The sequence below is a fragment of the Enterobacter sp. ECC-249 genome, from assembly GCF_043965265.1.
GTDB classification, from domain to species: domain Bacteria; phylum Pseudomonadota; class Gammaproteobacteria; order Enterobacterales; family Enterobacteriaceae; genus Enterobacter; species Enterobacter quasiroggenkampii.
The window spans coordinates 3,592,165-3,618,421 of sequence record NZ_CP143660.1; the positions used below are offsets into that span (position 1 = coordinate 3,592,165).

20 protein-coding genes and 1 riboswitch are annotated in these 26,257 nt (G+C 57.7%); of the genes, 16 read left to right on the top strand and 4 right to left on the bottom strand.

Annotation, left to right across the window (positions count from 1 at the left end):
• The first annotated feature begins 10 nt into the window (after positions 1–10).
• The 12 genes from yegD (at position 11) to yegS (ending at position 17,648) form a co-directional block, all read left to right on the top strand.
• On the top strand, positions 11–1,363 hold the full coding sequence (gene yegD / locus V1587_RS17185) for a molecular chaperone (protein WP_371897246.1): 1,353 nt from the start codon (positions 11–13) through the stop codon (positions 1,361–1,363).
• A gap of 292 nt (positions 1,364–1,655) precedes the next feature.
• Entirely contained in the window at positions 1,656–2,858 is a 1,203-nt protein-coding gene (locus V1587_RS17190; RefSeq protein ID WP_371897247.1) for an MdtA/MuxA family multidrug efflux RND transporter periplasmic adaptor subunit, read from the top strand.
• Positions 2,858–5,980 carry an MdtB/MuxB family multidrug efflux RND transporter permease subunit gene (locus tag V1587_RS17195; protein WP_395314431.1) on the top strand — a complete coding sequence of 1,041 codons (3,123 nt, stop codon included), beginning with the start codon at positions 2,858–2,860 and terminating at the stop codon, positions 5,978–5,980. The genes V1587_RS17190 and V1587_RS17195 overlap by 1 nt, the downstream gene beginning before the upstream one ends.
• Positions 5,981–9,058: a multidrug efflux RND transporter permease subunit MdtC gene (gene mdtC, locus V1587_RS17200; RefSeq protein WP_395314432.1), complete on the top strand. Its 3,078-nt coding sequence runs from the start codon at positions 5,981–5,983 to the stop codon at positions 9,056–9,058.
• Positions 9,059–10,474, top strand: a complete 1,416-nt coding sequence (locus V1587_RS17205) for an MFS transporter (RefSeq protein ID WP_371897250.1) — start codon at positions 9,059–9,061, stop codon at positions 10,472–10,474.
• The gene (gene baeS, locus V1587_RS17210) at positions 10,471–11,874 is read left to right on the top strand and encodes a two-component system sensor histidine kinase BaeS (protein WP_371897251.1); all 1,404 of its coding nucleotides are present in this window, start codon (positions 10,471–10,473) and stop codon (positions 11,872–11,874) included. Before V1587_RS17205 ends, baeS begins: the two co-directional genes overlap by 4 nt.
• Complete coding sequence (gene baeR, locus V1587_RS17215) at positions 11,871–12,593, top strand: two-component system response regulator BaeR (RefSeq protein WP_032642850.1); 723 nt, start codon at positions 11,871–11,873, stop codon at positions 12,591–12,593. Before baeS ends, baeR begins: the two co-directional genes overlap by 4 nt.
• Positions 12,594–12,728: 135 nt before the next feature.
• Positions 12,729–13,061: a YegP family protein gene (locus V1587_RS17220; RefSeq protein ID WP_048991161.1), complete on the top strand. Its 333-nt coding sequence runs from the start codon at positions 12,729–12,731 to the stop codon at positions 13,059–13,061.
• 154 nt (positions 13,062–13,215) lie between these two features.
• The gene (gene yegQ / locus V1587_RS17225; protein ID WP_023312421.1) at positions 13,216–14,577 is read left to right on the top strand and encodes a tRNA 5-hydroxyuridine modification protein YegQ; all 1,362 of its coding nucleotides are present in this window, start codon (positions 13,216–13,218) and stop codon (positions 14,575–14,577) included.
• 417 nt (positions 14,578–14,994) lie between these two features.
• Positions 14,995–15,960 carry a hypothetical protein gene (locus tag V1587_RS17230; RefSeq protein ID WP_371897252.1) on the top strand — a complete coding sequence of 322 codons (966 nt, stop codon included), beginning with the start codon at positions 14,995–14,997 and terminating at the stop codon, positions 15,958–15,960.
• Positions 15,961–16,021: 61 nt separating this feature from the next.
• On the top strand, positions 16,022–16,573 hold the full coding sequence (locus V1587_RS17235) for a hypothetical protein (protein ID WP_371897253.1): 552 nt from the start codon (positions 16,022–16,024) through the stop codon (positions 16,571–16,573).
• 175 nt (positions 16,574–16,748) lie between these two features.
• The gene (yegS, locus tag V1587_RS17240; RefSeq protein WP_320711149.1) at positions 16,749–17,648 is read left to right on the top strand and encodes a lipid kinase YegS; all 900 of its coding nucleotides are present in this window, start codon (positions 16,749–16,751) and stop codon (positions 17,646–17,648) included.
• Positions 17,649–17,716: 68 nt separating this feature from the next.
• Here the strand turns inward: yegS and fbaB are convergent, their stop codons facing one another.
• Entirely contained in the window at positions 17,717–18,769 is a 1,053-nt protein-coding gene (fbaB, locus tag V1587_RS17245; protein ID WP_023312424.1) for a class I fructose-bisphosphate aldolase, read from the bottom strand.
• A 250-nt stretch (positions 18,770–19,019) separates the two neighbouring features.
• Here fbaB and V1587_RS17250 point away from each other — a divergent pair, with 250 nt between their 5' ends.
• From V1587_RS17250 to V1587_RS17260, 3 genes are read left to right on the top strand one after another with little or no spacing between them, the layout of a single operon-like run.
• Positions 19,020–20,297 (top strand): nucleoside permease, encoded by a 1,278-nt coding sequence (locus tag V1587_RS17250; RefSeq protein ID WP_371897254.1) that lies wholly within the window; start codon positions 19,020–19,022, stop codon positions 20,295–20,297.
• Positions 20,294–21,298, top strand: a complete 1,005-nt coding sequence (locus V1587_RS17255) for an ADP-ribosylglycohydrolase family protein (protein WP_371897255.1) — start codon at positions 20,294–20,296, stop codon at positions 21,296–21,298. The genes V1587_RS17250 and V1587_RS17255 overlap by 4 nt, the downstream gene beginning before the upstream one ends.
• Positions 21,295–22,248 (top strand): PfkB family carbohydrate kinase, encoded by a 954-nt coding sequence (locus V1587_RS17260; protein ID WP_371897256.1) that lies wholly within the window; start codon positions 21,295–21,297, stop codon positions 22,246–22,248. The genes V1587_RS17255 and V1587_RS17260 overlap by 4 nt, the downstream gene beginning before the upstream one ends.
• Here V1587_RS17260 and V1587_RS17265 read toward each other — a convergent pair.
• Genes V1587_RS17265 through thiM form a run of 3 tightly spaced genes read right to left on the bottom strand, consistent with a single transcriptional unit; the run spans position 22,222 to position 24,578 of the window.
• Entirely contained in the window at positions 22,222–22,968 is a 747-nt protein-coding gene (locus tag V1587_RS17265; protein ID WP_069720624.1) for a GntR family transcriptional regulator, read from the bottom strand. The genes V1587_RS17260 and V1587_RS17265 overlap by 27 nt on opposite strands.
• Before the next feature lie 42 nt (positions 22,969–23,010).
• Positions 23,011–23,811: a bifunctional hydroxymethylpyrimidine kinase/phosphomethylpyrimidine kinase gene (gene thiD / locus V1587_RS17270; RefSeq protein WP_371897257.1), complete on the bottom strand. Its 801-nt coding sequence runs from the start codon at positions 23,809–23,811 to the stop codon at positions 23,011–23,013.
• Positions 23,808–24,578 (bottom strand): hydroxyethylthiazole kinase, encoded by a 771-nt coding sequence (gene thiM, locus V1587_RS17275; protein WP_371897258.1) that lies wholly within the window; start codon positions 24,576–24,578, stop codon positions 23,808–23,810. Before thiM ends, thiD begins: the two co-directional genes overlap by 4 nt.
• A gap of 35 nt (positions 24,579–24,613) precedes the next feature.
• A riboswitch (TPP riboswitch) is annotated at positions 24,614–24,710 on the bottom strand.
• 388 nt (positions 24,711–25,098) lie between these two features.
• Here thiM and V1587_RS17280 point away from each other — a divergent pair.
• Positions 25,099–26,244: an HNH endonuclease signature motif containing protein gene (locus V1587_RS17280; RefSeq protein ID WP_395314433.1), complete on the top strand. Its 1,146-nt coding sequence runs from the start codon at positions 25,099–25,101 to the stop codon at positions 26,242–26,244.
• Positions 26,245–26,257: the final 13 nt, after the last annotated feature.

Here is a 26,257-nt window from a genome sequence, read left to right on the forward strand (position 1 = left end):
GGGATTCATCGTGTTTATTGGATTTGACTACGGTACGGCAAACTGCTCGGTTGCGATTATGCAAAACGGGCAGCCACGGCTCCTGAAAATGGAAAAAGAGAGCACGCTGCTGCCGTCTATGCTCTGCGCGCCGACGCGTGAAGCGGTGAGCGAATGGCTGTTCCGCCACCATCAGGTTCCGGCCACGGCGGCAGAGACCCAGGCGCTGCTGCGCCGGGCGGTCAGCTTTAACCGCGAGGAAGATATCGATGTTACGCCGTCCAGCGTGCAGTTCGGCCTCTCTTCGCTCGGGCACTACGTTGAAGACCCCGAAGAAGTCTATTTCGTTAAATCGCCAAAATCCTTCCTCGGCGCCAGCGGCCTGAAGCCGCAGCAGGTCGCGCTATTCGAAGACCTGGTGTGCGCGATGATGCTGCATATTCGTCAGCAGGCGCAGACGCAGGTCTCCGATGCGATTACCCAGGCAGTCATTGGCCGCCCGATCAACTTCCAGGGGCTGGGCGGCGAAGAGGCCAACCAGCAGGCGCAGGGGATCCTTGAACGCGCGGCGCACCGCGCAGGCTTTCGCGACGTGGTATTCCAGTATGAGCCTGTTGCAGCGGGGCTGGACTTTGAAGCCACGCTGACGGAAGAGAAGCGCGTATTAGTCGTGGACATCGGCGGGGGCACAACGGACTGCTCGCTGCTGCTGATGGGCCCCCAGTGGCATAACCGTCGCGATCGTGAAAACAGCCTGCTTGGGCACAGCGGCTGCCGCGTAGGCGGTAACGATCTTGACATCGCCCTGGCATTCAAGAGCCTGATGCCGCTGCTCGGCATGGGCGGGCAGACGGAAAAAGGCATCGCCCTGCCGATCCTGCCGTGGTGGAACGCGATTGCCATCAACGATGTGCCTGCGCAGAGTGATTTTTACAGCACCGCCAACGGCCGCTTCCTTAACGATCTGGTGCGCGATGCACAGGACGGCGAAAAAGTCGCCCTGCTCTATAAAGTGTGGCGCCAGCGTCTGAGCTACCGCGTGGTGCGTACGGCGGAAGAGAGCAAAATCGCCCTTTCCGACCGCGCTGAACATGAGGTCTCCCTGCCGTTCATCAGTGACGAACTGGCTACCGCCATTTCGCAGGACGGGCTGGAGACGGCGCTCGCCCAGCCGCTGCAGCGTATTCTGGAGCAGGTGCAGCTGGCGCTGGAGAACGGCAAAGAGAAGCCGGACGTTATCTACCTGACCGGGGGGAGCGCCCGTTCACCGCTGATCAAGAAAGCGCTGGCGGAACAGCTGCCGGGAATACCGATTGCGGGTGGCGATGATTTTGGCTCCGTTACCGCAGGGCTGGCGCGCTGGGCGCAGGTGATGTTTAGCTAATGCGGTCGTGCCGGGTGGCGGCTTCGCCTTACCCGGCTTACAAAACGCGTGCTGTTGCGGTGCGGTCTGGTGCCCTCACCCCGGCCCTCTCCCACAGGGAGAGGGAGAAAACACCCAAAACGGCAACATCCGTTGCTGTTTGCATTTACCTTGTAGGCCGGATAAGCGAAGCGTCACCCGGCAACACTCAGACAATTCCAGACAGTCTTCCATATTTCCTCCATTTTTCCGCTGTGTTAGCTGACTAAACTAGTATCATTCCCCGAAGTCTTCAGGATGAGAACGTATAACGATGAAAGGCAGTAACAAATCCCGCTGGGCAATCGCCGCTGGCATCATTGTGGTGGTCCTTGCCGCCGCCTGGTACTGGCACAGTCAATCCGCGAACTCCGCCGCTCCCGCCGGTGCCAACAGTCAGGCACAGCGCCCGTCAGGCGGAGGGCGCCACGGCATGCGCGGAGGTGCGCTGGCGCCGGTTCAGGCGGCGACGGCGGTGAATAAAGCCGTTCCTCGCTATCTCACAGGTCTCGGGACCATTACCGCCGCCAACACCGCCACGGTGCGCAGCCGCGTCGACGGCCAGCTGATGGCCATTCACTTCCAGGAAGGGCAGCAGGTCAAAGCCGGTGATTTACTGGCAGAAATCGATCCGAGCCAGTTTAAGGTCGCCCTCGCCCAGGCGCAGGGACAGCTCGCGAAAGACAAAGCCACTCTTGCTAATGCCCGTCGCGATCTGGCCCGCTACCAGCAGCTGGTGAAAACCAACCTCGTGTCTCGTCAGGAGCTTGATACCCAGCAGTCGCTGGTCAGCGAAACGCAGGGCACTATCAAAGCCGACGAAGCCGCCGTTGCCAGCGCCCAGCTGCAGCTGGACTGGAGCCGCATCACCGCGCCGATAGACGGCCGCGTCGGCCTGAAGCAGGTTGATATCGGCAACCAAATCTCCAGCGGCGACACCACGGGCATCGTGGTGATCACCCAAACCCACCCGATTGATTTAGTCTTTACCCTGCCGGAAAGCGATATCGCGACCGTCATGCAGGCGCAAAAAGCCGGTAAAGGCCTGGTGGTGGAAGCCTGGGACCGCACCAACAAGCAGAAATTAAGTGAAGGGTCTTTGCTCAGTCTGGATAACCAGATCGACACCACCACCGGCACCATCAAGCTGAAAGCGCGCTTTAATAACCAGGACGATGCCCTCTTCCCGAACCAGTTCGTCAATGCGCGCATGCTGGTCGCCACCGAAGAAAACGCGGTGGTGATCCCCACCGCCGCGCTGCAAATGGGTAACGAAGGTAACTTCGTCTGGGTGCTTAACAGCGACAATAAGGTCAGCAAGCATCTGGTAAAAACCGGAATTCAGGACAGCCAGACGGTGGTCATCAGCGCCGGGCTTTCCGCAGGCGACCGCGTGGTCACCGACGGCATTGACCGTCTGACCGAAGGGGCCAAAGTGGAAGTGGTTGAACCTGCGAAACAGGGAGCGACCTCCTGATGCAGGTGCTGCCGCCGGGCTCTACAGGTGGGCCGTCACGCCTGTTTATCCTTCGTCCTGTCGCCACCACGCTGCTGATGGTGGCGATCCTGCTCGCCGGGATTATCGGCTATCGCTTCCTGCCCGTGTCGGCGCTGCCGGAGGTGGATTACCCAACGATTCAGGTGGTGACGCTGTATCCCGGCGCAAGCCCGGACGTGGTGACGTCCGCCATCACCGCACCGCTGGAGCGCCAGTTCGGGCAGATGTCGGGGCTAAAACAGATGTCCTCCCAGAGTTCCGGCGGGGCGTCCGTCGTGACGCTGCAGTTCCAGCTGACGCTGTCGCTGGACGTCGCCGAGCAGGAGGTACAGGCCGCCATCAACGCCGCCACCAATCTGCTGCCGTCAGACCTGCCTAACCCGCCGGTCTACAGCAAGGTGAACCCGGCGGATCCGCCGATCATGACGCTTGCCGTCACCTCCTCCGCCATGCCGATGACCCAGGTCGAAGATATGGTCGAAACGCGCGTCGCGCAGAAAATTTCTCAGGTCTCCGGCGTCGGCCTCGTCACGCTGGCGGGCGGCCAGCGTCCCGCCGTGCGCGTGAAGCTTAACGCGCAGGCGATTGCCGCGCTGGGGCTCACCAGCGAAACCATCCGCAGCGCCATCAGCAACGCGAACGTCAACTCGGCGAAGGGCTCGCTGGACGGCCCAACCCGCGCCGTCACGCTCTCCGCCAACGACCAGATGCAGTCCGCCGACGAATATCGTCAGCTGATTATCGCCTACCAAAACGGCGCCCCGGTGCGTCTGGGCGACGTGGCGACCGTAGAACAAGGCGCGGAAAACAGCTGGCTGGGGGCATGGGCCAACAAGCAGCAGGCGATCGTGATGAACGTGCAGCGCCAGCCGGGCGCTAACATCATCGAAACCGCCGACAGCATCCGCACCATGCTGCCGCAGCTGATCGAAAGCCTGCCGAAATCGGTCAGCGTGAAGGTGCTTTCCGACCGCACCACGAATATTCGCGCGTCGGTCACCGACACCCAGTTTGAGCTGATGCTGGCGATTGCGCTGGTCGTCATGATCATCTATCTGTTCCTGCGTAACGTTCCGGCAACCATTATTCCCGCCGTCGCCGTGCCGCTCTCGCTGGTCGGGACCTTTGCGGTGATGGTGTTCCTCGATTTTTCGATCAACAACCTGACGCTGATGGCGCTCACCATTGCCACCGGGTTCGTGGTGGACGACGCCATCGTCGTCATCGAGAACATCTCGCGCTATATCGAGAAAGGCGAAAAACCGCTGGCCGCCGCGCTGAAGGGCGCAGGGGAAATCGGCTTTACCATTATCTCGCTGACCTTCTCATTGATTGCGGTGTTGATCCCGCTGCTGTTTATGGGCGATATCGTCGGGCGTCTGTTCCGCGAGTTTGCAGTAACGCTGGCGGTCGCCATTTTGATCTCCGCCGTGGTGTCGCTGACCCTGACGCCGATGATGTGCGCCCGCATGCTGAGCCACGAGTCCCTGCGCAAGCAAAACCGCTTCTCGCGCGCCTCCGAGCGCATGTTCGAGCGGATTATTGCCGCCTACGGTCGCGTGCTGGCGAAAGTCCTGAACCATCCGTGGGCCACGCTCGGCGTGGCGCTGGGAACGCTGGCGCTCAGCGTGATGCTGTGGATTTTCATTCCGAAAGGCTTCTTCCCGATCCAGGACAACGGCATTATCCAGGGCACGCTTCAGGCCCCGCAGTCGGTCTCCTTCGCCAATATGGCCCAGCGCCAGCAGCAGGTGTCTGAGATCGTCATGAAAGATCCGGCGGTGGAGAGCCTGACCTCCTACGTGGGCGTCGACGGCACCAACCCGTCGCTCAACAGCGCGCGTCTGCAGATCAACCTTAAGCCGCTGGATGAACGTGACGATCGCGTCAACGCCGTCATTGAGCGTCTGCAAAACGCCGTCGCGCGCGTGCCGGGCGTTGAGCTTTACCTGCAGCCGATTCAGGATTTGACCATTGATACGCAGGTCAGCCGCACGCAGTACCAGTTCACGCTGCAGGCCACCACGCTGGATGCTCTCAGCACCTGGGTGCCGCAGCTGGTGAACAAGCTTAACACCCTGCCCCAGCTCTCCGACGTCAGCAGCGACTGGCAGGACAAAGGGCTGGCGGCGTACGTTAACGTCAACCGCGATACCGCCAGCCGCCTGGGTATCACCATGGCAGACGTGGACAACGCCCTGTACAACGCCTTCGGTCAGCGCCTGATCTCCACCATCTACACCCAGGCCAACCAGTACCGCGTGGTGCTGGAGCACAACACGGAGAACACGCCTGGCCTGGCGGGGCTGGATTCGGTGCGCCTGACCAGCAAAGACGGCGGCATTGTGCCGCTGAGCGCTATCGCCACGGTGGAAGAACGCTATACCCCGCTGTCGATTAACCATCTGGATCAGTTCCCGTCCACCACCATCTCCTTTAACGTGCCGGATAATTACTCTCTGGGTGAAGCGGTGGAGGCCATTCAGGCGGCTGAAAAAGATCTCAGCTTCCCGTCCGATATTCAGACCCAGTTCCAGGGCAGCACGCTGGCGTTTCAGGCCGCGCTGGGTAACACCATCTGGCTGATCGTGGCGGCGGTTGTGGCGATGTACATCGTGCTCGGCGTGCTGTATGAAAGCTTTATCCACCCGATCACCATTCTCTCTACCCTGCCGACGGCGGGCGTGGGGGCGCTGCTGGCGCTGATGCTGGCGGGCAGCGAGCTGGACGTCATTGCCATCATCGGCATTATCCTGCTTATCGGGATCGTGAAGAAAAACGCCATCATGATGATCGACTTTGCCCTGGCCGCCGAGCGCGAGCAGGGCATGTCGCCGCGCGATGCCATCTTCCAGGCCTGTCTGCTGCGTTTTCGTCCGATCCTGATGACCACGCTGGCCGCCCTGCTGGGTGCGCTGCCGCTGATGCTGAGCACCGGCGTCGGCGCGGAGCTGCGCCGTCCGCTGGGTATCGGCATGGTCGGCGGTCTGCTGGTGAGCCAGGTGCTAACGCTGTTCACTACGCCGGTGATCTACCTGCTGTTTGACCGCCTGGCGCTGTGGACCAAAAGCCGCTTCCCGAAACGTGAAGAGGAGGCATAAGTGAAGTTTTTCGCCCTCTTCATTTATCGCCCGGTGGCGACGATTTTAATCTCGCTCGCCATTACCCTCTGTGGCGTGCTGGGCTTCCGGCTGCTGCCGGTAGCCCCCCTGCCGCAGGTGGATTTCCCGGTGATCATGGTCAGCGCCTCGCTGCCGGGCGCCTCGCCGGAAACCATGGCCTCGTCCGTTGCCACGCCGCTGGAGCGCTCGCTCGGGCGGATTGCGGGGGTCAACGAGATGACCTCCAGCAGCTCGCTGGGCAGCACGCGCATTATTCTGGAGTTCAGCTTCGACCGGGACATTAACGGCGCGGCGCGCGACGTGCAGGCCGCCATCAACGCCGCGCAAAGCCTTCTGCCGAGCGGGATGCCGAGCCGCCCAACCTACCGCAAGGCCAACCCGTCCGATGCGCCAATCATGATCCTGACGCTGACCTCGGACACTTATTCTCAGGGGCAGCTTTACGACTTTGCGTCTACCCAGCTGGCGCAGACCATCTCGCAAATTAACGGCGTCGGTGACGTGAGCGTCGGTGGGAGTTCCCTGCCCGCCGTGCGCGTGGGGTTAAACCCGCAGGCGCTGTTTAACCAGGGCGTGTCGCTGGACGACGTGCGCTCCGCCATCAGCAACGCCAACGTGCGTAAACCGCAGGGGGCGATTGAGGACAGCAGCCACCGCTGGCAGATCCACACCAACGACGAGCTGAAAACCGCGGCGGAATATCAGCCGCTTATTATTCACTACAACAACGGCGCGGCGGTGCGCTTAAGCGACGTAGCCAGCGTCACCGACTCGGTGCAGGACGTGCGTAACGCCGGGATGACCAACGCTAAACCGGCCATTCTGCTGATGATCCGCAAGCTGCCGGAGGCCAATATTATTGAGACGGTGAACAGCATTCGCGCCCGTCTTCCGGACCTGCAGGAGACCATCCCGGCAGCAATCGATCTGCAAATTGCCCAGGATCGCTCCCCGACCATTCGCGCCTCGCTGGAAGAGGTCGAGCAAACGCTGGTGATCTCCGTCGCGCTGGTGATCCTGGTGGTTTTCCTGTTCCTGCGCTCCGGCCGCGCGACGCTGATCCCGGCGGTGGCCGTGCCGGTATCGCTGATCGGTACTTTTGCCGCCATGTATCTGTGCGGGTTCAGCCTCAACAACCTGTCGCTAATGGCCCTGACGATTGCCACGGGCTTCGTCGTGGATGACGCCATCGTGGTGCTGGAGAACATCTCCCGCCATCTGGAAGCGGGCGTGAAGCCGCTGCAGGCTGCCCTGCAGGGCACGCGCGAGGTCGGGTTTACGGTGCTCTCAATGAGCCTGTCGCTGGTGGCGGTATTCCTGCCGCTGCTGCTGATGGGCGGGCTGCCGGGCCGGCTGCTGCGCGAGTTTGCCGTCACTCTCTCCGTCGCTATCGGAATATCGCTGGTTATCTCCTTAACTCTGACGCCAATGATGTGCGGCTGGATGCTCAAGCGCAGCAAACCGCATTCGCAGCCGCGCCGCAAAGGCTTTGGCCGTTTCCTGATGGCAATGCAGGAAGGCTACGGAAAATCGCTGAAGTGGGTGCTGAACCATACCCGACTGGTCGGCCTGGTGCTGATCGGCACCATCGTGCTCAACGTCTGGATGTATATCACCATCCCGAAAACTTTCTTCCCGGAGCAGGACACCGGCGTGCTGATGGGCGGCATTCAGGCGGACCAGAGCATTTCTTTCCAGGCCATGCGCGGCAAGCTGCAGGACTTTATGAAGATCATTCGTGAAGACAAAGCCGTGGATAACGTGACCGGCTTTACCGGCGGGTCGCGCGTCAACAGCGGGATGATGTTTATCACCCTGAAACCGCGCGGCGAGCGCAACGAAACCGCCCAGCAGGTGATAGACCGCCTGCGGGTGAAGCTCGCCAAAGAGCCGGGGGCAAACCTGTTTTTGATGGCCGTTCAGGATATCCGCGTCGGCGGGCGACAGGCGAACGCCAGCTATCAGTACACGTTACTCTCGGACGATTTGGCCGCCCTGCGCGAGTGGGAGCCGAAGATCCGTAAGGCGCTGGCCGCCCTGCCGGAGCTGGCGGACGTCAACTCCGATCAGCAGGACAACGGCGCCGAGATGGCCCTGACCTACGACCGTGAAACCATGTCGCGGCTGGGCATCAACGTTGAAGCCGCCAACAGCCTGCTGAATAACGCCTTCGGCCAGCGCGAGATCTCCACCATCTACCAGCCGATGAACCAGTATAAGGTGGTGATGGAGGTTGACCCGCGCTACACCCAGGACATCAGCGCCCTGGACAAAATGTTTGTGATTAACAACGACGGCAAGGCGATTCCGCTCTCCTACTTCGCCAGCTGGCAGCCTGCCAACGCGCCGCTGTCGGTGAACCATCAGGGGCTTTCGGCGGCGTCGACCATCTCCTTTAACCTACCCGCCGGTTCGTCACTGTCTGAGGCCAGCGATGCAATCAACCGCGCGATGACCCAGCTTGGCGTGCCGTCCACCGTCCGCGGCAGCTTCGCCGGGACCGCGCAGGTGTTCCAGGAGACGATGAACTCGCAGGTGATTTTGATTCTGGCCGCCATCGCCACGGTCTATATTGTGCTGGGCGTACTGTATGAGAGTTACGTGCACCCGCTGACCATCCTCTCGACGCTGCCGTCGGCGGGCGTTGGGGCGCTGCTGGCGCTGGAGCTGTTCGGCGCGCCGTTCAGCCTTATCGCGCTTATCGGGATCATGCTATTGATCGGCATCGTGAAGAAAAACGCCATCATGATGGTGGACTTCGCGCTGGACGCCCAGCGCAACGGCAACCTCTCGCCGGAAGAGGCGATCTTCCAGGCCTGCCTGCTGCGTTTTCGTCCGATTATGATGACCACTCTGGCGGCGCTTTTTGGCGCGCTGCCGCTGGTTATCTCGGGCGGCGACGGCTCAGAGCTGCGTCAGCCGCTGGGGATCACTATTGTCGGCGGGCTGGTGATGAGCCAGCTGCTGACGCTGTACACCACGCCGGTGGTCTATCTGTTCTTCGACCGCCTGCGGCTGCGCTTTTCGCGTAAAAACAGAGAAACGGTAAACGGGTAAATGACCGAGCTTCCCAGCAACGTTCGCTGGCAATTATGGATAGTCGCCTTCGGCTTCTTTATGCAGTCGCTGGATACGACCATCGTCAACACCGCCCTCCCCTCCATGGCGAAAAGCCTGGGGGAGAGCCCGCTGCATATGCACATGGTGATTGTCTCCTACGTGCTGACGGTTGCCGTGATGCTGCCCGCCAGCGGCTGGCTGGCCGATAAGGTCGGCGTGCGGAATATCTTCTTTACCGCCATCGTGCTGTTTACCACCGGCTCGCTGTTTTGCGCGCAGGCCAATACCCTCGACCAGCTGGTGATGGCGCGCGTGCTGCAGGGCATCGGCGGGGCGATGATGGTGCCCGTCGGGCGGTTAACGGTGATGAAGATTGTGCCGCGCGAGCAGTACATGGCGGCGATGACCTTTGTCACCCTGCCCGGTCAGGTGGGGCCGCTGCTGGGTCCGGCGCTGGGCGGCATTCTGGTGGAGTACGCCTCCTGGCACTGGATCTTCTTAATCAACCTCCCGGTAGGCATTATCGGCGCGATTGCGACCCTGGCGCTGATGCCGAACTACAAAATGCAGACGCGGCGCTTTGATTTCTTTGGCTTTATCCTGCTGGCGGCGGGTATGGCAACGCTTACCCTGGCGCTCGACGGGCAAAAAGGACTTGGGATTTCGCCCCTGACGCTCGGTCTCCTGATCGCGCTCGGCGTTACCGCTATTCTGTGGTACCTCCGGCATGCCAGAGGAAACGATAAGGCGCTGTTCAGCCTGGCGTTGTTTAAAAACCCCACCTACCGTCTGGGCCTGTCTGGCAGCTTTGCCGGACGCATCGGCAGCGGGATGCTGCCGTTTATGACGCCCGTTTTTCTGCAAATTGGCATGGGCTTTTCGCCGTTCCACGCGGGTCTGATGATGATCCCGATGGTGCTCGGCAGCATGGGGATGAAGCGCATTGTGGTGCAGGTGGTAAACCGCTTTGGCTATCGACACGTGCTGGTGGCCGCCACGCTGGGGCTGGCGCTTGTCAGCTTGTTGTTTATGGCCGTGGCGCTGATGGGCTGGTACTACGTTCTGCCGCTAGTGCTGTTCTGCCAGGGGATCGTCAACTCCATGCGCTTCTCGTCGATGAATACCCTGACCCTTAAAGACCTGCCGGACGATCTGGCGAGCAGCGGCAACAGCCTGCTGTCGATGGTGATGCAGCTCTCCATGAGCGTGGGCGTGACTATCGCGGGGTTACTGCTCGGCATGTACGGCCAGCACCACCTCAGCGTCGACACGCCGGTGGCGCATCAGGTCTTTTTGTATACCTATCTCAGCATGGCGGTCATCATCGCCCTGCCCGCTTTCATCTTCGCCAGAGTGCCGGATGATACCAGCAAGAACGTCGTGATTAGGCGCGGCAAAAGGAGTGGCTCATGAAATTCTGGCGTCCGGGCATTACCGGCAAGCTCTTCGTGGCGATATTTGCCACCTGTATCGTCCTGCTGGTCACCATGCACTGGGCGGTGCGAGTAAGCTTTGAGCGCGGTTTTATTGATTACATCAAGCATGGCAATGAGCAGCGTCTGCAGGGACTGAGCGATGCGCTGAGTGAACAGTACGCCCAGCACGGTAACTGGCGTTTTTTGCGCAATAACGACCGCTTTATTTTCCAGATCCTGCGCTCGCTGGAGCACGATACCGGTGACGACCGTCCCGGCCCGGGCATGCCGCCGCACGGCTGGCGCACCCAGTTCTGGGTGATCGACCAGGATATGCGTCCCCTGGTTGGCCCGCGCGCGCCGATACCGCCGGACGGCACCCGGCGAGCGATAAAAGTGAATAACGCCACCGTTGGCTGGGTGATCGCCTCCCCGGTGGAGCGCCTGACGCGCAACACCGACATCAACTTTGACCGCCAGCAGCGTCGTACAAGCTGGCTGATTGTCGCCCTCTCCACGCTGCTCGCCGCGCTCGCCACCTTCCCGCTGGCGCGCGGTCTGCTCGCCCCGGTGAAACGGCTGGTAGAGGGCACGCACAAGCTGGCCGCCGGGGATTTCACCACCCGCGTCGATACCCGCAGCCAGGACGAACTGGGCAAGCTGGCGCAGGATTTTAACCAGCTCGCCAGCACGCTGGAGAAGAACCAGCAGATGCGTCGCGACTTTATGGCCGATATTTCCCACGAGCTGCGCACGCCGCTGGCGGTGCTGCGCGGCGAGCTGGAGGCCATTCAGGACGGCGTGCGCCAGTTTACCCCCGAATCGGTGGCCTCTCTGCAGGCGGAGGTGGGTACGCTCACCAAGCTGGTGGACGATCTCCACCAGCTCTCCATGTCCGACGAAGGCGCGCTGGCCTACCAGAAAGCGCCGGTGGACGTGATTAACATTCTGGAAGTGATCAGCGGCGCGTTCCGCGAGCGGTTTGCCAGCCGCAACCTGAAAATCGATCTCTCCCTGCCGGACAGCGCGGTGGTGTTTGGCGACAAAGATCGGCTGATGCAGCTGTTCAACAACCTGCTGGAAAACAGCCTGCGCTACACCGACAGCGGCGGCGGGCTGCATATCTCCGGCAGGCAGGAAAACGGGCGCTTTGCCCTCACCTTCGCGGATTCCTCCCCCGGCGTGCAGGACGCGCAGCTGGAAAAACTGTTTGAACGTTTCTACCGTACCGAAGGCTCCCGCAACCGCGCCAGCGGCGGTTCCGGCCTGGGGCTGGCGATTTGCGTAAACATCGTTGAGGCGCATAATGGCACGATCCGCGCCGCCCATTCGCCTTTTGGCGGGGTTAGCATTACAGTAGAGTTACCTCTGGAACGGGATTTATCGAGAGAAGTATGACCGAGTTACCGATTGACGAAAACACGCCGCGCATTTTGATCGTCGAAGACGAACCCAAGCTGGGACAGCTGCTGATCGACTATTTACGCGCGGCCAGCTATGCCCCGTCACTGATAAGCCACGGTGATCAGGTGCTGCCGTACGTGCGCCAGACCCCGCCGGATCTGATCCTGCTTGATTTAATGCTGCCAGGCGTTGACGGACTGACCCTCTGCCGGGAAATTCGTCGCTTCTCCGACGTGCCGATCGTCATGGTCACCGCCAAAATCGAAGAGATTGACCGCCTGCTGGGGCTCGAAATCGGCGCGGACGATTACATCTGCAAGCCCTACAGTCCGCGTGAAGTGGTTGCCCGCGTGAAAACCATTCTGCGCCGCTGCAGGCCGCAGCGCGAGCTTCAGGTGCTGGATGCCGAAAGCCCGCTGATTGTCGACGAAAGCCGCTTCCAGGCGAGCTGGCGCAGCAAGCTGCTGGACCTGACGCCTGCGGAGTTCCGCCTGCTGAAAACCCTCTCCCACGAGCCGGGCAAAGTCTTCTCCCGCGAACAGCTGCTGAACCACCTGTATGACGATTACCGCGTGGTGACCGATCGCACCATCGACAGCCATATCAAAAACCTGCGCCGCAAGCTGGAGGCGCTGGACGCCGAGCAGTCGTTTATTCGCGCAGTGTATGGGGTGGGATATCGCTGGGAAGCGGATGCGTGCAGGATTGCGTGACCTTTCGACGCTGAAACCCGCCCCAGGGCGGGTTTTTCTTTTCTGGAATCAATTCAGGAATCAACCATACTCTTTTTACCGGTTCGCTTGCTTATAACTGGTGCCTCTCATTTTACTTTCGATCAAGGAGTTCCTATGTCTGGTTGGTTCGAATTAAGTAAAAGCAGCGATGGTCAGTTCAGGTTTGTGCTGAAGGCGGGTAACGGGGAGATCGTTCTTACCAGCGAGCTTTACACCAGTAAAAGTGCCGCCGAAAACGGCATTGCCTCCGTACGCACGAACAGCCCCCTGGACGAGCGCTATGAGAAAAAAACAGCCTCTAACGGTAAATACCATTTCAATCTCAAGGCGGGCAATCATCAGGTGATTGGCAGCAGTCAGCTTTATGCAACGGAACAATCGCGTGATAAGGGCATAGCCTCGGTCAAAACTAACGGGTCCACTCAGACGGTAAAAGACAACACCTGACAACACGAAGCACGCCGGGATAGCGTTGACGCGACCCGGCGCTTTACCTCCCTGCCCCGCAGCGCTACAATGCCCGCCCTTAAAGTGGGGGATCTCCCCTTACCGCTGCACCTGGTGCACGCGGATCTGACCTGTCATCAGAACGAGAACAAACATGTTTAAACCGGAACTCCTTTCCCCGGCGGGAACGCTGCAAAATATGCGCTACGCTTTCGCCTATGGCGCCGATGCCGTGTATGCGGGCCAGCCGCGCTACTCGCTGCGCGTGCGTAACAACGAATTCAACCACGAGAACCTGCAGCTCGGCATCAACGAAGCGCATGCCCTGGGCAAGAAATTCTACGTGGTCGTGAACATCGCGCCGCACAACGCCAAGCTGAAAACGTTTATCCGTGACCTGAAGCCGGTGGTCGATATGGGGCCGGACGCGCTGATCATGTCGGACCCGGGTTTAATCATGCTGGTTCGGGAGAACTTCCCGGAGATGGATATTCACCTCTCCGTACAGGCTAACGCCGTCAACTGGGCGACGGTGAAGTTCTGGAAGCAGATGGGGCTGACCCGCGTCATTCTGTCTCGCGAGCTTTCGCTGGAAGAGATCGAAGAGATCCGCACCCAGGTGCCGGATATGGAAATCGAAATCTTCGTCCACGGCGCGCTGTGCATGGCCTACTCCGGCCGCTGCCTGCTCTCCGGCTATATCAACAAGCGCGACCCTAACCAGGGCACCTGCACCAACGCCTGCCGCTGGGAATATAACGTTCAGGAAGGCAAAGAGGATGACGTCGGCAACATCGTCCACAAGCATGAGCCTATCCCGGTGACCAACGTTGAGCCGACGCTGGGCATCGGCGCGCCAACCGACAGCGTGTTTATGATTGAAGAAGCCAAACGTCCGGGCGAGTACATGACCGCCTTTGAAGACGAGCACGGCACCTACATCATGAACTCGAAAGATCTGCGCGCCATCGCCCACGTAGAGCGTCTGACCCAGATGGGCGTGCACTCCCTGAAGATCGAAGGCCGCACCAAATCCTATTACTACTGCGCGCGTACCGCGCAGGTGTATCGTAAAGCCATCGACGATGCGGCCGCCGGTAAACCGTTCGATACCAGCCTGCTGGAAACTCTGGAAGGCCTGGCGCATCGCGGCTATACCGAAGGCTTCCTGCGCCGTCATACCCACGACGACTACCAGAACTACGAGCACGGCTACTCCGTATCCGAGCGCCAGCAGTTTGTCGGAGACTTCACCGGCGAGCGCAAAGGCGCGCTGGCGGCCGTTGCGGTGAAAAACAAATTCACCAAAGGCGACAGCCTGGAGCTGATGACCCCGCAGGGCAACATGAACTTCACGCTGGAGCATCTGGAAAACGGCAAAGGCGAAGCGATTGACGTGGCGCCGGGTGACGGCCATACCGTATGGCTGCCGGTTCCGGAAGAGGTGGAGCTGAAGTTCGCGCTGCTGATGCGTAACTTCAACGGTGAAAGCACCCGAAACCCACACGGCAAATAGTTAATCAGGGAAATTTTTTCGCGCTGGGATAATTCTTAGAATCGGATCACATACCGCTTCGTTCAATACGGGTATTATCCCCCCGCTGAAAAACATAACCCATAAATGCTAGCTGTACCAGGAACCACCTCCTTAGCCTGCGTAATCTCCCTTACGCGGGCTTATTTTTTTGTACCATTCAGTCCACTTAGTCAGAATGAAATTGCACCGCCCCACCAAATGAAGGGTGTTGATTCGCGACAGCGTCTGCTGGAATATCTTTTACGAAAATCGGGCGGGTATATGATATCCATCACAATTTTCATTGGATCTGGCAGGATGGAGCGTTATTAGGATCATTCCTAATTCCCGCCCACAACATGCCCTTTACTCTTGATTTCTTAGCGATATACGATTTCACACGGACGGAGAGACGACATGACATTTCCTGGTCAGATTTCAAAGGATATTCCGGATTACGAACTTGCACGCAGTCTGGGTCTTGCCTCCGGCGGGGATATAAATTTCACCGCTCTTGCCAATCAGTTGGACTGTAGCCGTAACTTTAGCCAGGTTGGGATCATCTACTCAGACGGCGCGCGTCAGTGGTTAGTAAGACCCTCAAGGCGAATTGCGACGCCAAACGAAAGCTCGGTAAGCCATGTCGTCATCACTAAAGTAAATGCCTCATCAAATAATCCCATCCAGGCAACGACGACGACGATTCAGTCACCGTCATTAGCGACTGAAATAGGTTCTACGGCGATTTCTTGCGGAGCTGCCATTCTCACTGTAGTACTTGCTGCAGGTGCAGGTATGGCCATTCCTCTCACCGCAGGTTCTTCCGGTGCTGTTGCCGCTGTGATTGTCGCTGGTGGTGTAGCAACAGGAATTCAGTGTGCAAACGGGCTTGGCCGCTTGTCACTTATTGCCATGAATCATAATGACTATGTTGCGTGGATGGACTCCCAGGAATGGTATACCGCAACCAATACTGCTCTGGATGCGATTTCACTTGCCGGGGCTGCTGCGGGTCTAAAAAGCGCTGTATTAACCTACCGCCTGCTTAATCGCTCAACGTCTGAAAGTTTACTCTCGTTATTACAAAAAATGAGCCGGGCAGACCGCACGCGGTTAACTGAGGAAATCATTCGTATCCGAAATCCCGGCATCTCGAATTCAGGGGTTAAAGCAGCAATGAAAGCCGGGGTATATCCTAAACGTTATCCATCGGAAGCGCTGCAGTTGCTCTTACAGCGAGAGCTGTTGAATGCTATTTCAAACTCCTCAGCATTTGTTGGTAGTGCTCTCTCGGGTACAATCCGGAACCCTCAGAATATTACACAATCTGGTAAATACGTTTTTGGTTTGATTCAGTCTTTTTCATTTACAGGAAGTTATTGACCCGGACATGATAAATTACATCAAGAAGAGCCTTGCATTAAGTACAGTGATAACAGGTGAAATGGCGACTGACGATCGCCAACGGCTTGAATCATTGAAAGATCGCTTAAAAGGTCAGTTCGGCGTTCCTGTGGGCGTACATATGACAGGCATTCCATTAGCAATAAGTACCTTACTCACTATTTTTTGCTACGCTATGCTGCAAGTTTCTGTCTGGATGTTGCTGTTTCGTCTGCTCGGTTTACCTGAGTTTAAAGTAATGATGGGAGTATTCCTTGGAGCAGTGGTGTATTGCATGATTGTGATGAGCACGATGTTTTCAACTGCCAGAGGGTCCTTTACGGGATATAAACTGCATATTTCTGTCATTACACTGACTGGCTTGATGAGCATCGTTTACTTTATCTGGACGTGGATTTCGCTTTTATTCAGCTCTGTAGAGAATTACACACCGCAAATAACCTCATTATTAGGGCTGGGATTTTTCTGCCTGAATATCTTGTGGATGAACACATCGGTCTTTTACCGTTCAATTGCGCTAACGCTACATAATCGGGTGTGGCGTAAGCAGTTGAAAATAGAGGCAAAGCAAACGGCAGGGCTCAAACGTTAACGGTAAGAGTCAGTTGAGCAAAAGCCGTAAAAAGAGTCAACAACGCGGGGCGCCGCTTTCGTTGTAAAGGAGCCCCTTTTTACGCGGGCTAATTTTTCCCTTTCATCCTGTTCTTACCCGCTTTTTCCCTCTCTGCTATACACTCTTACTAACGCTAAAAAAGGGAGCAGCGCGGATGGCAACCTATCCAGACAGTTTATTGATTCTCAACGGCAAAAGTGCGGGCAACGATCTGTTGCGTCAGGCAATTCAGGGTTTGCGTGACGACGGCGCGCGTATTCACGTCAGGGTGACGTGGGAAAAAGGCGACGCGGCACGCTATATCAATGAAGCCCTCGGGCTTGGCGTCAACACCATCATTTCCGGCGGCGGCGATGGCACCATCAATGAGATTGCGTCAGCGCTTATCGACCTCCCCCCGGCAAACCGCCCGGTTATGGGTATTTTACCACTCGGCACCGCCAATGATTTTGCCACCAGCGCCGGGATCCCGGAAGAGTTAGAGAAGGCGCTCCAGCTGGCGATCCTCGGCAAGGCCACCGCTGTGGATATTGCGCAGGTGAATGACAAAACCTGCTTTATCAATATGGCCACCGGCGGGTTCGGCACGCGTATCACCAGCGAAACGCCGGAAAAGCTGAAGGCGGCGCTGGGCGGCGTGTCGTACCTGATCCACGGGCTGATGCGCATGGACACCCTCAAGCCTGACCGCTGCGAAATTCGCGGCGAGGATTTTCAGTGGCAGGGTGACGCGCTGGTGATAGGGATTGGCAATGGACGTCAGGCGGGCGGCGGCCAGCAGCTGTGCCCGGAGGCGCTGATCAATGACGGCCAGCTACAGCTGCGAATTTTCACGGGCGACGGCCTGCTGCCCGCGCTGTTTACCACGCTGACGCAGCCGGAAGAGAGTCCGAATATCATTGCCGGGAAATCGGCGTGGTTTGAGGTAAATGCGCCGCACGGGATGACGTTTAATCTTGACGGAGAGCCGCTGAGCGGGACGCAGTTCCGCATTGAGGTGTTGCCCGGCGCGCTGCAGTGTCGGCTGCCGCCGGACTGTGTGCTTTTGCGCTGATGTTTCACACGGTGCGCGATGATGCCCTCACTCCAACCCTCTCCCACAGGGAGAGGGAGATGGAGGCGTCAGGCAATCGTGACTTTGCTGTCCAGATAGACGTCCTGCACCGCATTGATCAGCTTCACGCCGTCGGCCATCGATTTCTTAAACGCCTTGCGGCCAAGGATCAACCCCATACCGCCCGCGCGTTTGTTGATAACCGCCGTACGCACCGCGTCTGACAGGTCAGTATCGCCGCCCGCCGCGCCGCCGGAGTTAATCAGCCCTGCACGTCCCATATAGCAGTTCGCCAGCTGGTAGCGCACCAGGTCGATCGGGTTATCGCTGGTCAGCTTGCTGTAAACCCGGTCGTCGGTGTAACCAAAGTTAACCGCTTTGTATCCGCCGTTATTTTCGGCCATTTTCTGCTTCACGATGTCTGCGCCAATGGTCGCCGCCAGGTGGTTCGCCTGCCCGGTCAGGTCGGCAGACACGTGGTAATCCACGCCGTCTTTCTTGAACGCGTTGTTGCGCAGATAGGCCCACAGTACGGTGACCATGCCCAGCTCGTGCGCGCGCTCAAACGCCGCGGAGATCTCTTCAATCTGACGACGGGACTGCTCAGAGCCGAAATAGATGGTCGCACCTACCGCTACCGCCCCCATATTGAACGCCTGCTCGACGCTGGCGTAGAGGGTCTGGTCATATTCGGTAGGGTAGCTCAGGGTTTCATTGTGGTTCAGCTTCACGAGGAACGGGATGCGGTGGGCATAGCGACGCGAAACCGAGGCCAGCACGCCGTAGGTGGAGGCTACACAGTTACAGCCCGCTTCAATCGCCAGCTCAACAATATTTTTCGGATCGAAGTAGAGCGGATTCGCCGCAAAAGAGGCGCCCGCCGAGTGCTCAACGCCCTGGTCCACCGGCAGAATAGAGAGATACCCGGTGCCGCCGAGGCGCCCAGTGTTGTAGAGCGTCTGCATATTTCGCAGGACCGCAGGCGGACGGTTGTTATCGATCATCACGCGGTCAACGTAGTCGTGACCAGGCAGATACAGCTGGTCGGCTGGAATGGTCATACAACGATGCTGTAAAAGGCTGTCGGCGTCTTTGCCAAGCAACTGCGCAATATCAGTCATGTGATACTCCCGTAAGTCCGACGTCGTGTCGGTGTGTGTTTATCCAGTCCCATCTTTTATGGGCAGACTAAGCCTGGTACCGACTTAACAGATTTTCCACCCTTTGCATTTTTTTTCAGCACAATCTGCTGGCTCGATTCGTGTACAACAAAACTGTTACATTGATCAAACAATCGCCACAAAGGTATTTAAAAGGTATTATTGAGTGGTATGTTAAAGGCGTACCCTCTCTGACATGCAGGATTAAAAAATGAAAACGAAAGTCCAACTGTCATTCATGATGTTTGTTGAATGGTTTATCTGGGGCGCATGGTTCGTGCCGCTGTGGCTGTGGCTGAGCAAAAGCGGGTTTACCGCCGGGGAAATCGGCTGGTCTTACGCCTGTACCGCGATTGCCGCAATCCTCTCTCCTATTCTCGTCGGCTCGCTGACGGACCGCTTCTTTGCCGCGCAGAAAGTGCTGGCGGTGCTGATGTTTGCCGGCGCGATTCTGATGTACTTCGCCGCACAGCAAACCCAGTTCAGCACCTTCTTCCCGCTGCTGCTGGTTTACTCCCTGACCTATATGCCCACCATCGCGCTGACCAACAGTATTGCCTTCGCGAACGTGGACGACGTCGAGGCCGATTTCCCGCGTATCCGCGTAATGGGCACTATCGGCTGGATCGCCTCCGGGCTGGCGTGCGGGTTCCTGCCGCAGATGCTGGGCTACAGCGACATCTCCGATACCAATATCCCGCTGCTGATGACCGCAGCCAGTTCCGCCCTGCTCGGCGTATTTGCCCTGTTCCTGCCGAACACGCCGCCGAAGAGCACCGGCAAGCTGGACTTCAAAGTGATGCTGGGGCTGGACGCGCTGATCCTGCTGCGCGATAGAAACTTCCTCGTGTTCTTCTTCTGCTCGTTCCTGTTCGCCATGCCGCTGGCCTTTTATTACATCTTCGCCAACGGCTATCTCACCGAAGTGGGAATGAAAAACGCCACCGGCTGGATGACGCTCGGCCAGTTCTCTGAAATCTTCTTTATGCTGGCGCTGCCGTTCTTTACCAAACGCTTTGGTATTAAAAAGGTCTTACTGCTGGGTCTGATCACCGCCGCCATCCGCTACGGCTTCTTCGTTTACGGCGGTGCGGAGCAGTACTTCACCTACGCCCTGCTGTTCCTCGGCATTCTGCTGCACGGCGTGAGCTACGACTTCTACTACGTCACCGCGTATATCTACGTGGACAAAAAAGCGCCGGTGCATATGCGTACCGCCGCGCAAGGCCTGATTACGCTGTGCTGTCAGGGCTTTGGTAGCCTGCTGGGTTACCGCCTGGGCGGCGTGATGATGGAAAAAATGTTCGCATACAAAGAGCCGGTGAATGGGCTGACCTTCAACTGGGCCGGAATGTGGGCGTTTGGTGCAATCATGATTGCCGTGATTGCCGTGCTGTTTATGCTGTTTTTCCGCGAATCGGACAAAGAGATCACCGCAATTGAGGTGGTTGATGGCGATACCGCGCTGACACAAGGGGAAGTTAAATGAAACAAGAACGTGTTCTCGGAGCCCTTTACGGGCAGGCGTTAGGGGATGCGATGGGCATGCCGTCGGAGCTGTGGCCGAGAAAGCGCGTCAAGGCGCACTTCGGCTGGATCGACCGCTTTTTACCCGGCCCGGCAGAGAATAATGCGGCCTGCTATTTCAAACAGGCAGAGTTCACCGACGATACCTCAATGGCGCTGTGCCTCGCTGACGCGATCGTCGAGTGCGACGGAGAGATTAACGCGGACGTTATTGGCAAGCATATTCTGCGCTGGGCGCTCGATTTCGACGCGTTTAATAAGAACGTGCTCGGGCCGACCTCCAAAATCGCGCTTAACGCGATTCGCGACGGCAAGCCGGTCAGCGAACTGGAAAACAACGGCGTGACCAACGGGGCGGCGATGCGCGCGTCCCCGCTGGGCTGCCTGCTCCCGGCCACGCGTCTGGAACACTTTGTTCAGCAGGTGGCGCTGGCCTCCAGCCCGACCCATAAATCGGACCTCGCCATTGCAGGCGCGGTGGTGATTGCCTGGGCGGTATCCCGCGCCATCGACGGCGAAAGCTGGCAGAACATCGTTGATGCCCTGCCGGGGATCGCCCGCTATGCGCAGGAGGCGAAAACCACCACCTTCAGCGCGTCGCTGGCGGCGCGTATTGAACTCGCGCTGAAAACCGTGCGGGAAGCCAACGGGATTGAGTCCGCCAGCGAGCAGGTTTATCAGCTGATTGGCGCGGGAACCAGCACCATTGAGTCCGTTCCGGCAGCCATTGCGATGGTGGAACTGGCGGGAACCGACCCGAACCGCTGCGCCATTTTATGCGCCAATCTTGGCGGTGATACGGACACCATTGGCGCCATGGCGACGGCCATCTGCGGTGCGCTCCACGGTGTGCAGGCGATTGACCCAGCGCTCAAAGCTGAACTCGACGCCGTCAACCGGCTCGATTTCGGCCACTATTGCGAGAAACTGCTGCACTTCAGGGAGCAAAGGGAGGGCGTATGAATGTATTTGCCCAACGTCTCGAAAATCTGCACGCCACGCGTCCGGTGACGGTGCTGGGCGCAGCGGTGATTGACGTCATCGCCGACGCCTACGCCCTGCCCTGGCGCGGGTGCGATATCGAACTTAAGCAGCAGGGCGTGAATATTGGCGGCTGCGCGCTGAATATCGCCATCGCTCTGAAGCGGCTCGGCATTTCGGCGCAAAACGCCCTGCCCGTCGGCCACGGCGTGTGGGCGGACATTATCCGCAACGCCATGGCGAAGCAGGATCTGCACAGCGCCGTGGAGGCCGATACGGGCGATAACGGCTGGTGCCTGGCGCTGGTTGAGCCTGACGGCGAGCGCACCTTTATGTCCTTTAGCGGCGTGGAGAACCAGTGGCAGCAGCGCTGGCTGGATGCGCTTCACGTTCCGCAAAACAGCCTGGTCTATTTGTCCGGCTATCAGCTTGCCTCGCCGTGCGGCGAGCTGCTGACACGCTGGCTGGAGGGGTTGCAGGAGGTAACGGCCTTTATCGATTTCGGCCCCCGCATCGCGGATATCCCCGACGCGCTGATGGCGCGAATTATGGCCTGCAGGCCTATTGTGTCGCTTAATCGTCAGGAAGCGGAGATAGCAGCCGAACGACTGGGTGTAGCGGCTGAAAACCTGGGTGCGGAGTGGCAGCTGCGTTTCGGTGCCGCGCTGATTGTGCGCCACGATAAAGACGGCGCCGCGTGGTATGACGGTAATACCTCGGGCGTTGTTGCGGCGTTCCCGGCGACGGTTGTGGATACCATTGGCGCAGGCGACAGCCACGCGGGCGGCACGCTTGCCGGACTGGCGGGAGGATGGTCGCTGGCGGACGCGGTTCTGCTAGGGAATGCCGTGGCGTCCTGGGTAGTCAGCCAGCGCGGCGGCGATTGCGCACCAACTCGCGAGGAATTACTCCTCGCACACAAAGACGTATAGGTCGCTACGACAGTAGCTGATGCTGTACTCAATCGGCCGGTGCTGCTGGTCAAGCGCGACCTGTTTAATCACCAGCACCGGTATTTTTTCATCCATCTTAATGTGCGCCTGAAACTCGCTGTCCGGCATGCGGGCGCTCACCCTTGAGCGGGTGCGCTGCGGGAAAATATTCTGACTGCGGAAGTAGTCGTACAGCGAAATGCCAATCGCATCCGGGTCGGGAATTAACCCGACCGGGACCCAGGACTCTTCAATCGACACCGCATCGTCATCCACATAGCGAATGCGCTTGAGCAAAAAGACCTCGCTGTCCGGGGAGATCGACAGGTGGTCAGCCACCTCTTCCGGGCATTTCACCACCCGCTTGTTAACCCAGAGCGTATTTGGCGTTTGGCCGCGCAGCACCACCTGCTGTGAGAAGCCGCGCGCCTCTTTCAGCGAATATTCGAAGATATTGTTGATTTGCGTCCCGTAGCCACGGGCGCGCGTCACCACGCCCTCTTCCTCCAGCGCCTGCATCGCTTTACGCACGGTAATGCGCGACACCCCGGTCAACTGGCTCAGATCGCGCTCGCCGGGCAAAATATTCCCGTGCTCCAGCACCCCGCTGCGCACCGCATTTTTTACTGTTTCGGCAAACTTCAGGTACAGCGGCGTGTTATCGGGCGCGGCGATCCGTTCATTCAGTTGAGCGATTAACCGGGTATGCGCTTGTTCCATCTCTGTTTTCTCAGGCGTGATGTATTCTGCCAGTATACTGGCTTACCACCATGCATGAAAATGGTGTACCGGCCCAATACCGTGACCGACTTCCAGAGTATCGGCTTTTGCCAGCGCCGCCGAGAGCCAGGCTTTCGCTTCGCGAACCGTATCGGCCCAGCCTTCATGCCGGGGACGCAGCGCCGCCAGCGCGGCCGAAAGCGTACAGCCCGTGCCGTGGGTGTTTCTGGTCTGCACGCGCGGCGCGGTAAAGCGCACTTCGCCGTCGCGGGTGAAGAGCCAGTCCGGGCTTTCCGCGTCATCCAGATGCCCGCCCTTCATCAGCACCGCCCCGCAGCCCATCGCCAGCAGCGCGTTCCCCTGCGCTTTCATCTCGCGCTCAGTTTGCGCGTGCGATGTGCCCAACAGCGCGGCGGCTTCCGGCAGATTGGGCGTGATGAGCGCCACCTGCGGCAGCAGCTTTGTACGCAGCGTCTCCACGGCAGAGGCGGAGAGCAGCGGATCGCCGCTTTTCGCCAGCATCACCGTATCCAGCACCACGTTTTGCACCTGATAGCGTTTAAGCCGCTCGGCCACCGCTTCCACGATATCCGTCTCGGCCAGCATGCCGATTTTGGTGGTATCGATGCGTACGTCGCTGAACACCGAATCCAGCTGCGCGGCAACAAAATCCGGCTCAATACGATAGACCGACTGCACGCCGCGCGTGTTTTGCGCCACCAGCGCGGTGATGACCGAGCAGCCGTACGCGCCAAGGGCCGAGAAAGTTTTCAGGTCAGCCTGGATACCCGCACCGCCGCTGGGATCGGTGCCGGCAATAGTCAGGGCGTTAATCCGCTTCATGCCTGCTCCTCCAGCGTATAGAGCGCGTCGAGGAACGCGCTGGCAAAACTGCCTGGCCCACGCGACTGCGCTACGGCGACCGTTCCGGCTCGCTTCATCCATCCGCAGGCGGCAGCGATGTTATCCAGCCGGTCGCCCGGCAGCGAACAGCTCGCCGCCACAACGGCAGAAAGCGCGCACCCGGTGCCCACCACGCGCGTCATCAGCGGGTCACCGCCGGTTACCGTTCGGGTGCGTTGCCCGTCCGTGATGTAGTCCACCTCGCCGGTGACCACCACAATCGTATTGGTCTGGCGGGCCAGCGCCTGTGCAGCGGGCACCGCGCTGGCTGCGGTGTCGGTCGTATCGACGCCGCGTCCGCCTGCGCTCATCCCGGCAAGCGCCAGGATTTCGGAAGCATTGCCGCGAATGGCCGCCGGTTTCAGGGCAAGAATTTGATGGCAAAACCGGGTACGGAACGCCAGGGCGCCCACGGCAACCGGGTCCAGCGTCCAGGGCTTGCCTGCCGCCACCGCGCTTTCAATCGCCCGACGCATCGACTGGGCGCGCGGCGCGGTCAGCGTGCCAACGTTAACCAGCAGCGCATCGGCTAACGGGGCAAACTGCTCGGCCTCTTCGGCCTCGATCACCATCGCCGGCGATGCGCTAAGCGCCAGTAAGACGTTGGCCGTAAAGGTCTGTACGACGTCATTGGTCATACAATGGGTAAGCGGAGAACGGGTGCGGAAGTGATGTAAAACGTGTAAATCGAGCAGGTCAGGCTGCATGGGTTCGCTCCTGCCTTGCGTGAAGAAGCGATGACCGGGAAGGCATCTGACTTCCCTACGCTGGCATTATCCAGATCAGGTAATACGGGTATTTCTCAGCCTTCACAAAGAAGGGCACCCCGAGTCAAAGCTATATAAAACAATCAGTTACACAGAAACAAATTGTAGATTCTTAGTGTAACCGGGGGTAGGGATCAGGCGCAAGGATTTTCGATTTACAACTAAATTCAAGTCTGCCGCCAGAAGATAAATAGAGATTTTTTATTGATTTTATATTACATAAATACTACTTTTGGCACCATCGAAATATAATCCACGCCAAAGACATGCCAATAGACAAAATAACTAACCACACTTCAAAAGATGTTTAAAAGTAGATAATAGATTCCCTTATTGTTACTCATGGCTTGCAATTCATATCAATCCAATGAATACATCCAAGGGATTTATCTATCATGGGAATAATTGATAATATAATTTCCTCTGATAATATAAACCTTTTGCATTGTGAGGGATCTACATGCACGATTTCAGATTGTTCATGATATGGGATGCAGAAAGGGAACTTAAACCCGAAGATTTTCAATACATACTAAGTCCGGAAGTCGCTTTTGAAAAAGCAAGAATCTTCTACGATCTTGATTCTGACAACTATTCTTATTTTAGTCTCCATCAAATGCCAAACAGAAAGAGTGGGTTTGTAAATCCTCATTCAGCTAAATATGACCGTAAACTTAATGGCATGTATGATGGTGCGTATGATCATACACAGCATAATATAAATACTGGCTGGTTTATAGGAATAGACACCTCTGAAAAATGGGATTACTTCAAACATCCATTTTATTTTAATGAAAATGGCAATCTCGTTTATGATAGCTTTATGGAACATTGGCATCCATGGTTTGAAATGGAAGTCAGGGAAGCATATGAAAAGTGTTTAAATCATCATCAGGGAAGGAAACCAGCGCCTACACAAAAAATTCATTATTCATACGCCCCTATCCAATATGCGCAATCAGCTAAAACTATCAATAGCAAAGCAGCAGGACGTTTATTAGCCGCTGGTGGGATTTATAATGGAAACATTCAAGGATTCAGGAAAACAGCAGAACAATTAGGCGGTGAAGCTATACAGGGTTATGAACAGGTATTAAATGAAAAAACAGCAGGTACAGCAATAGCAGCAGCCTCTATTTTAATGGCTAAAAGACCTAATTCTCAACTGTATGAAGAAATGAATAGTTACTTAGGAAAGTTGAGAGGTGAAACTAAGTTGCTTGATGGATTAGAAATTAAGCAACTTAACTATGTCAGACGTGATCCAGCCGAAGCAGTAGTATTAAGACGAGAGTTTAATAGTTCTATCAGAAAAAATTTCCTTAAAGACATTGCTGGTACACCGGAAGCTGCAAACAAGTTTAATCCATCAGATTTATTGCGTATGTCAGAAGGCGGTGTCCCCAGTGGTTGGAGCGTTCACCACAAGTTACCATTAGATGATGGCGGTACTAACGCTTTTGAAAACCTGTCATTAATTGAAAATGAACCGTACCATAAAGTGTTTACCAATATGCAATCATCCGTAATAAGAGATATGATAGCAGGTGAAAGTAAGATAACTCCGTGGGCTATGCCTACTGGTTCTATTTATCCACTTAAATGATTTGAAAGGAACA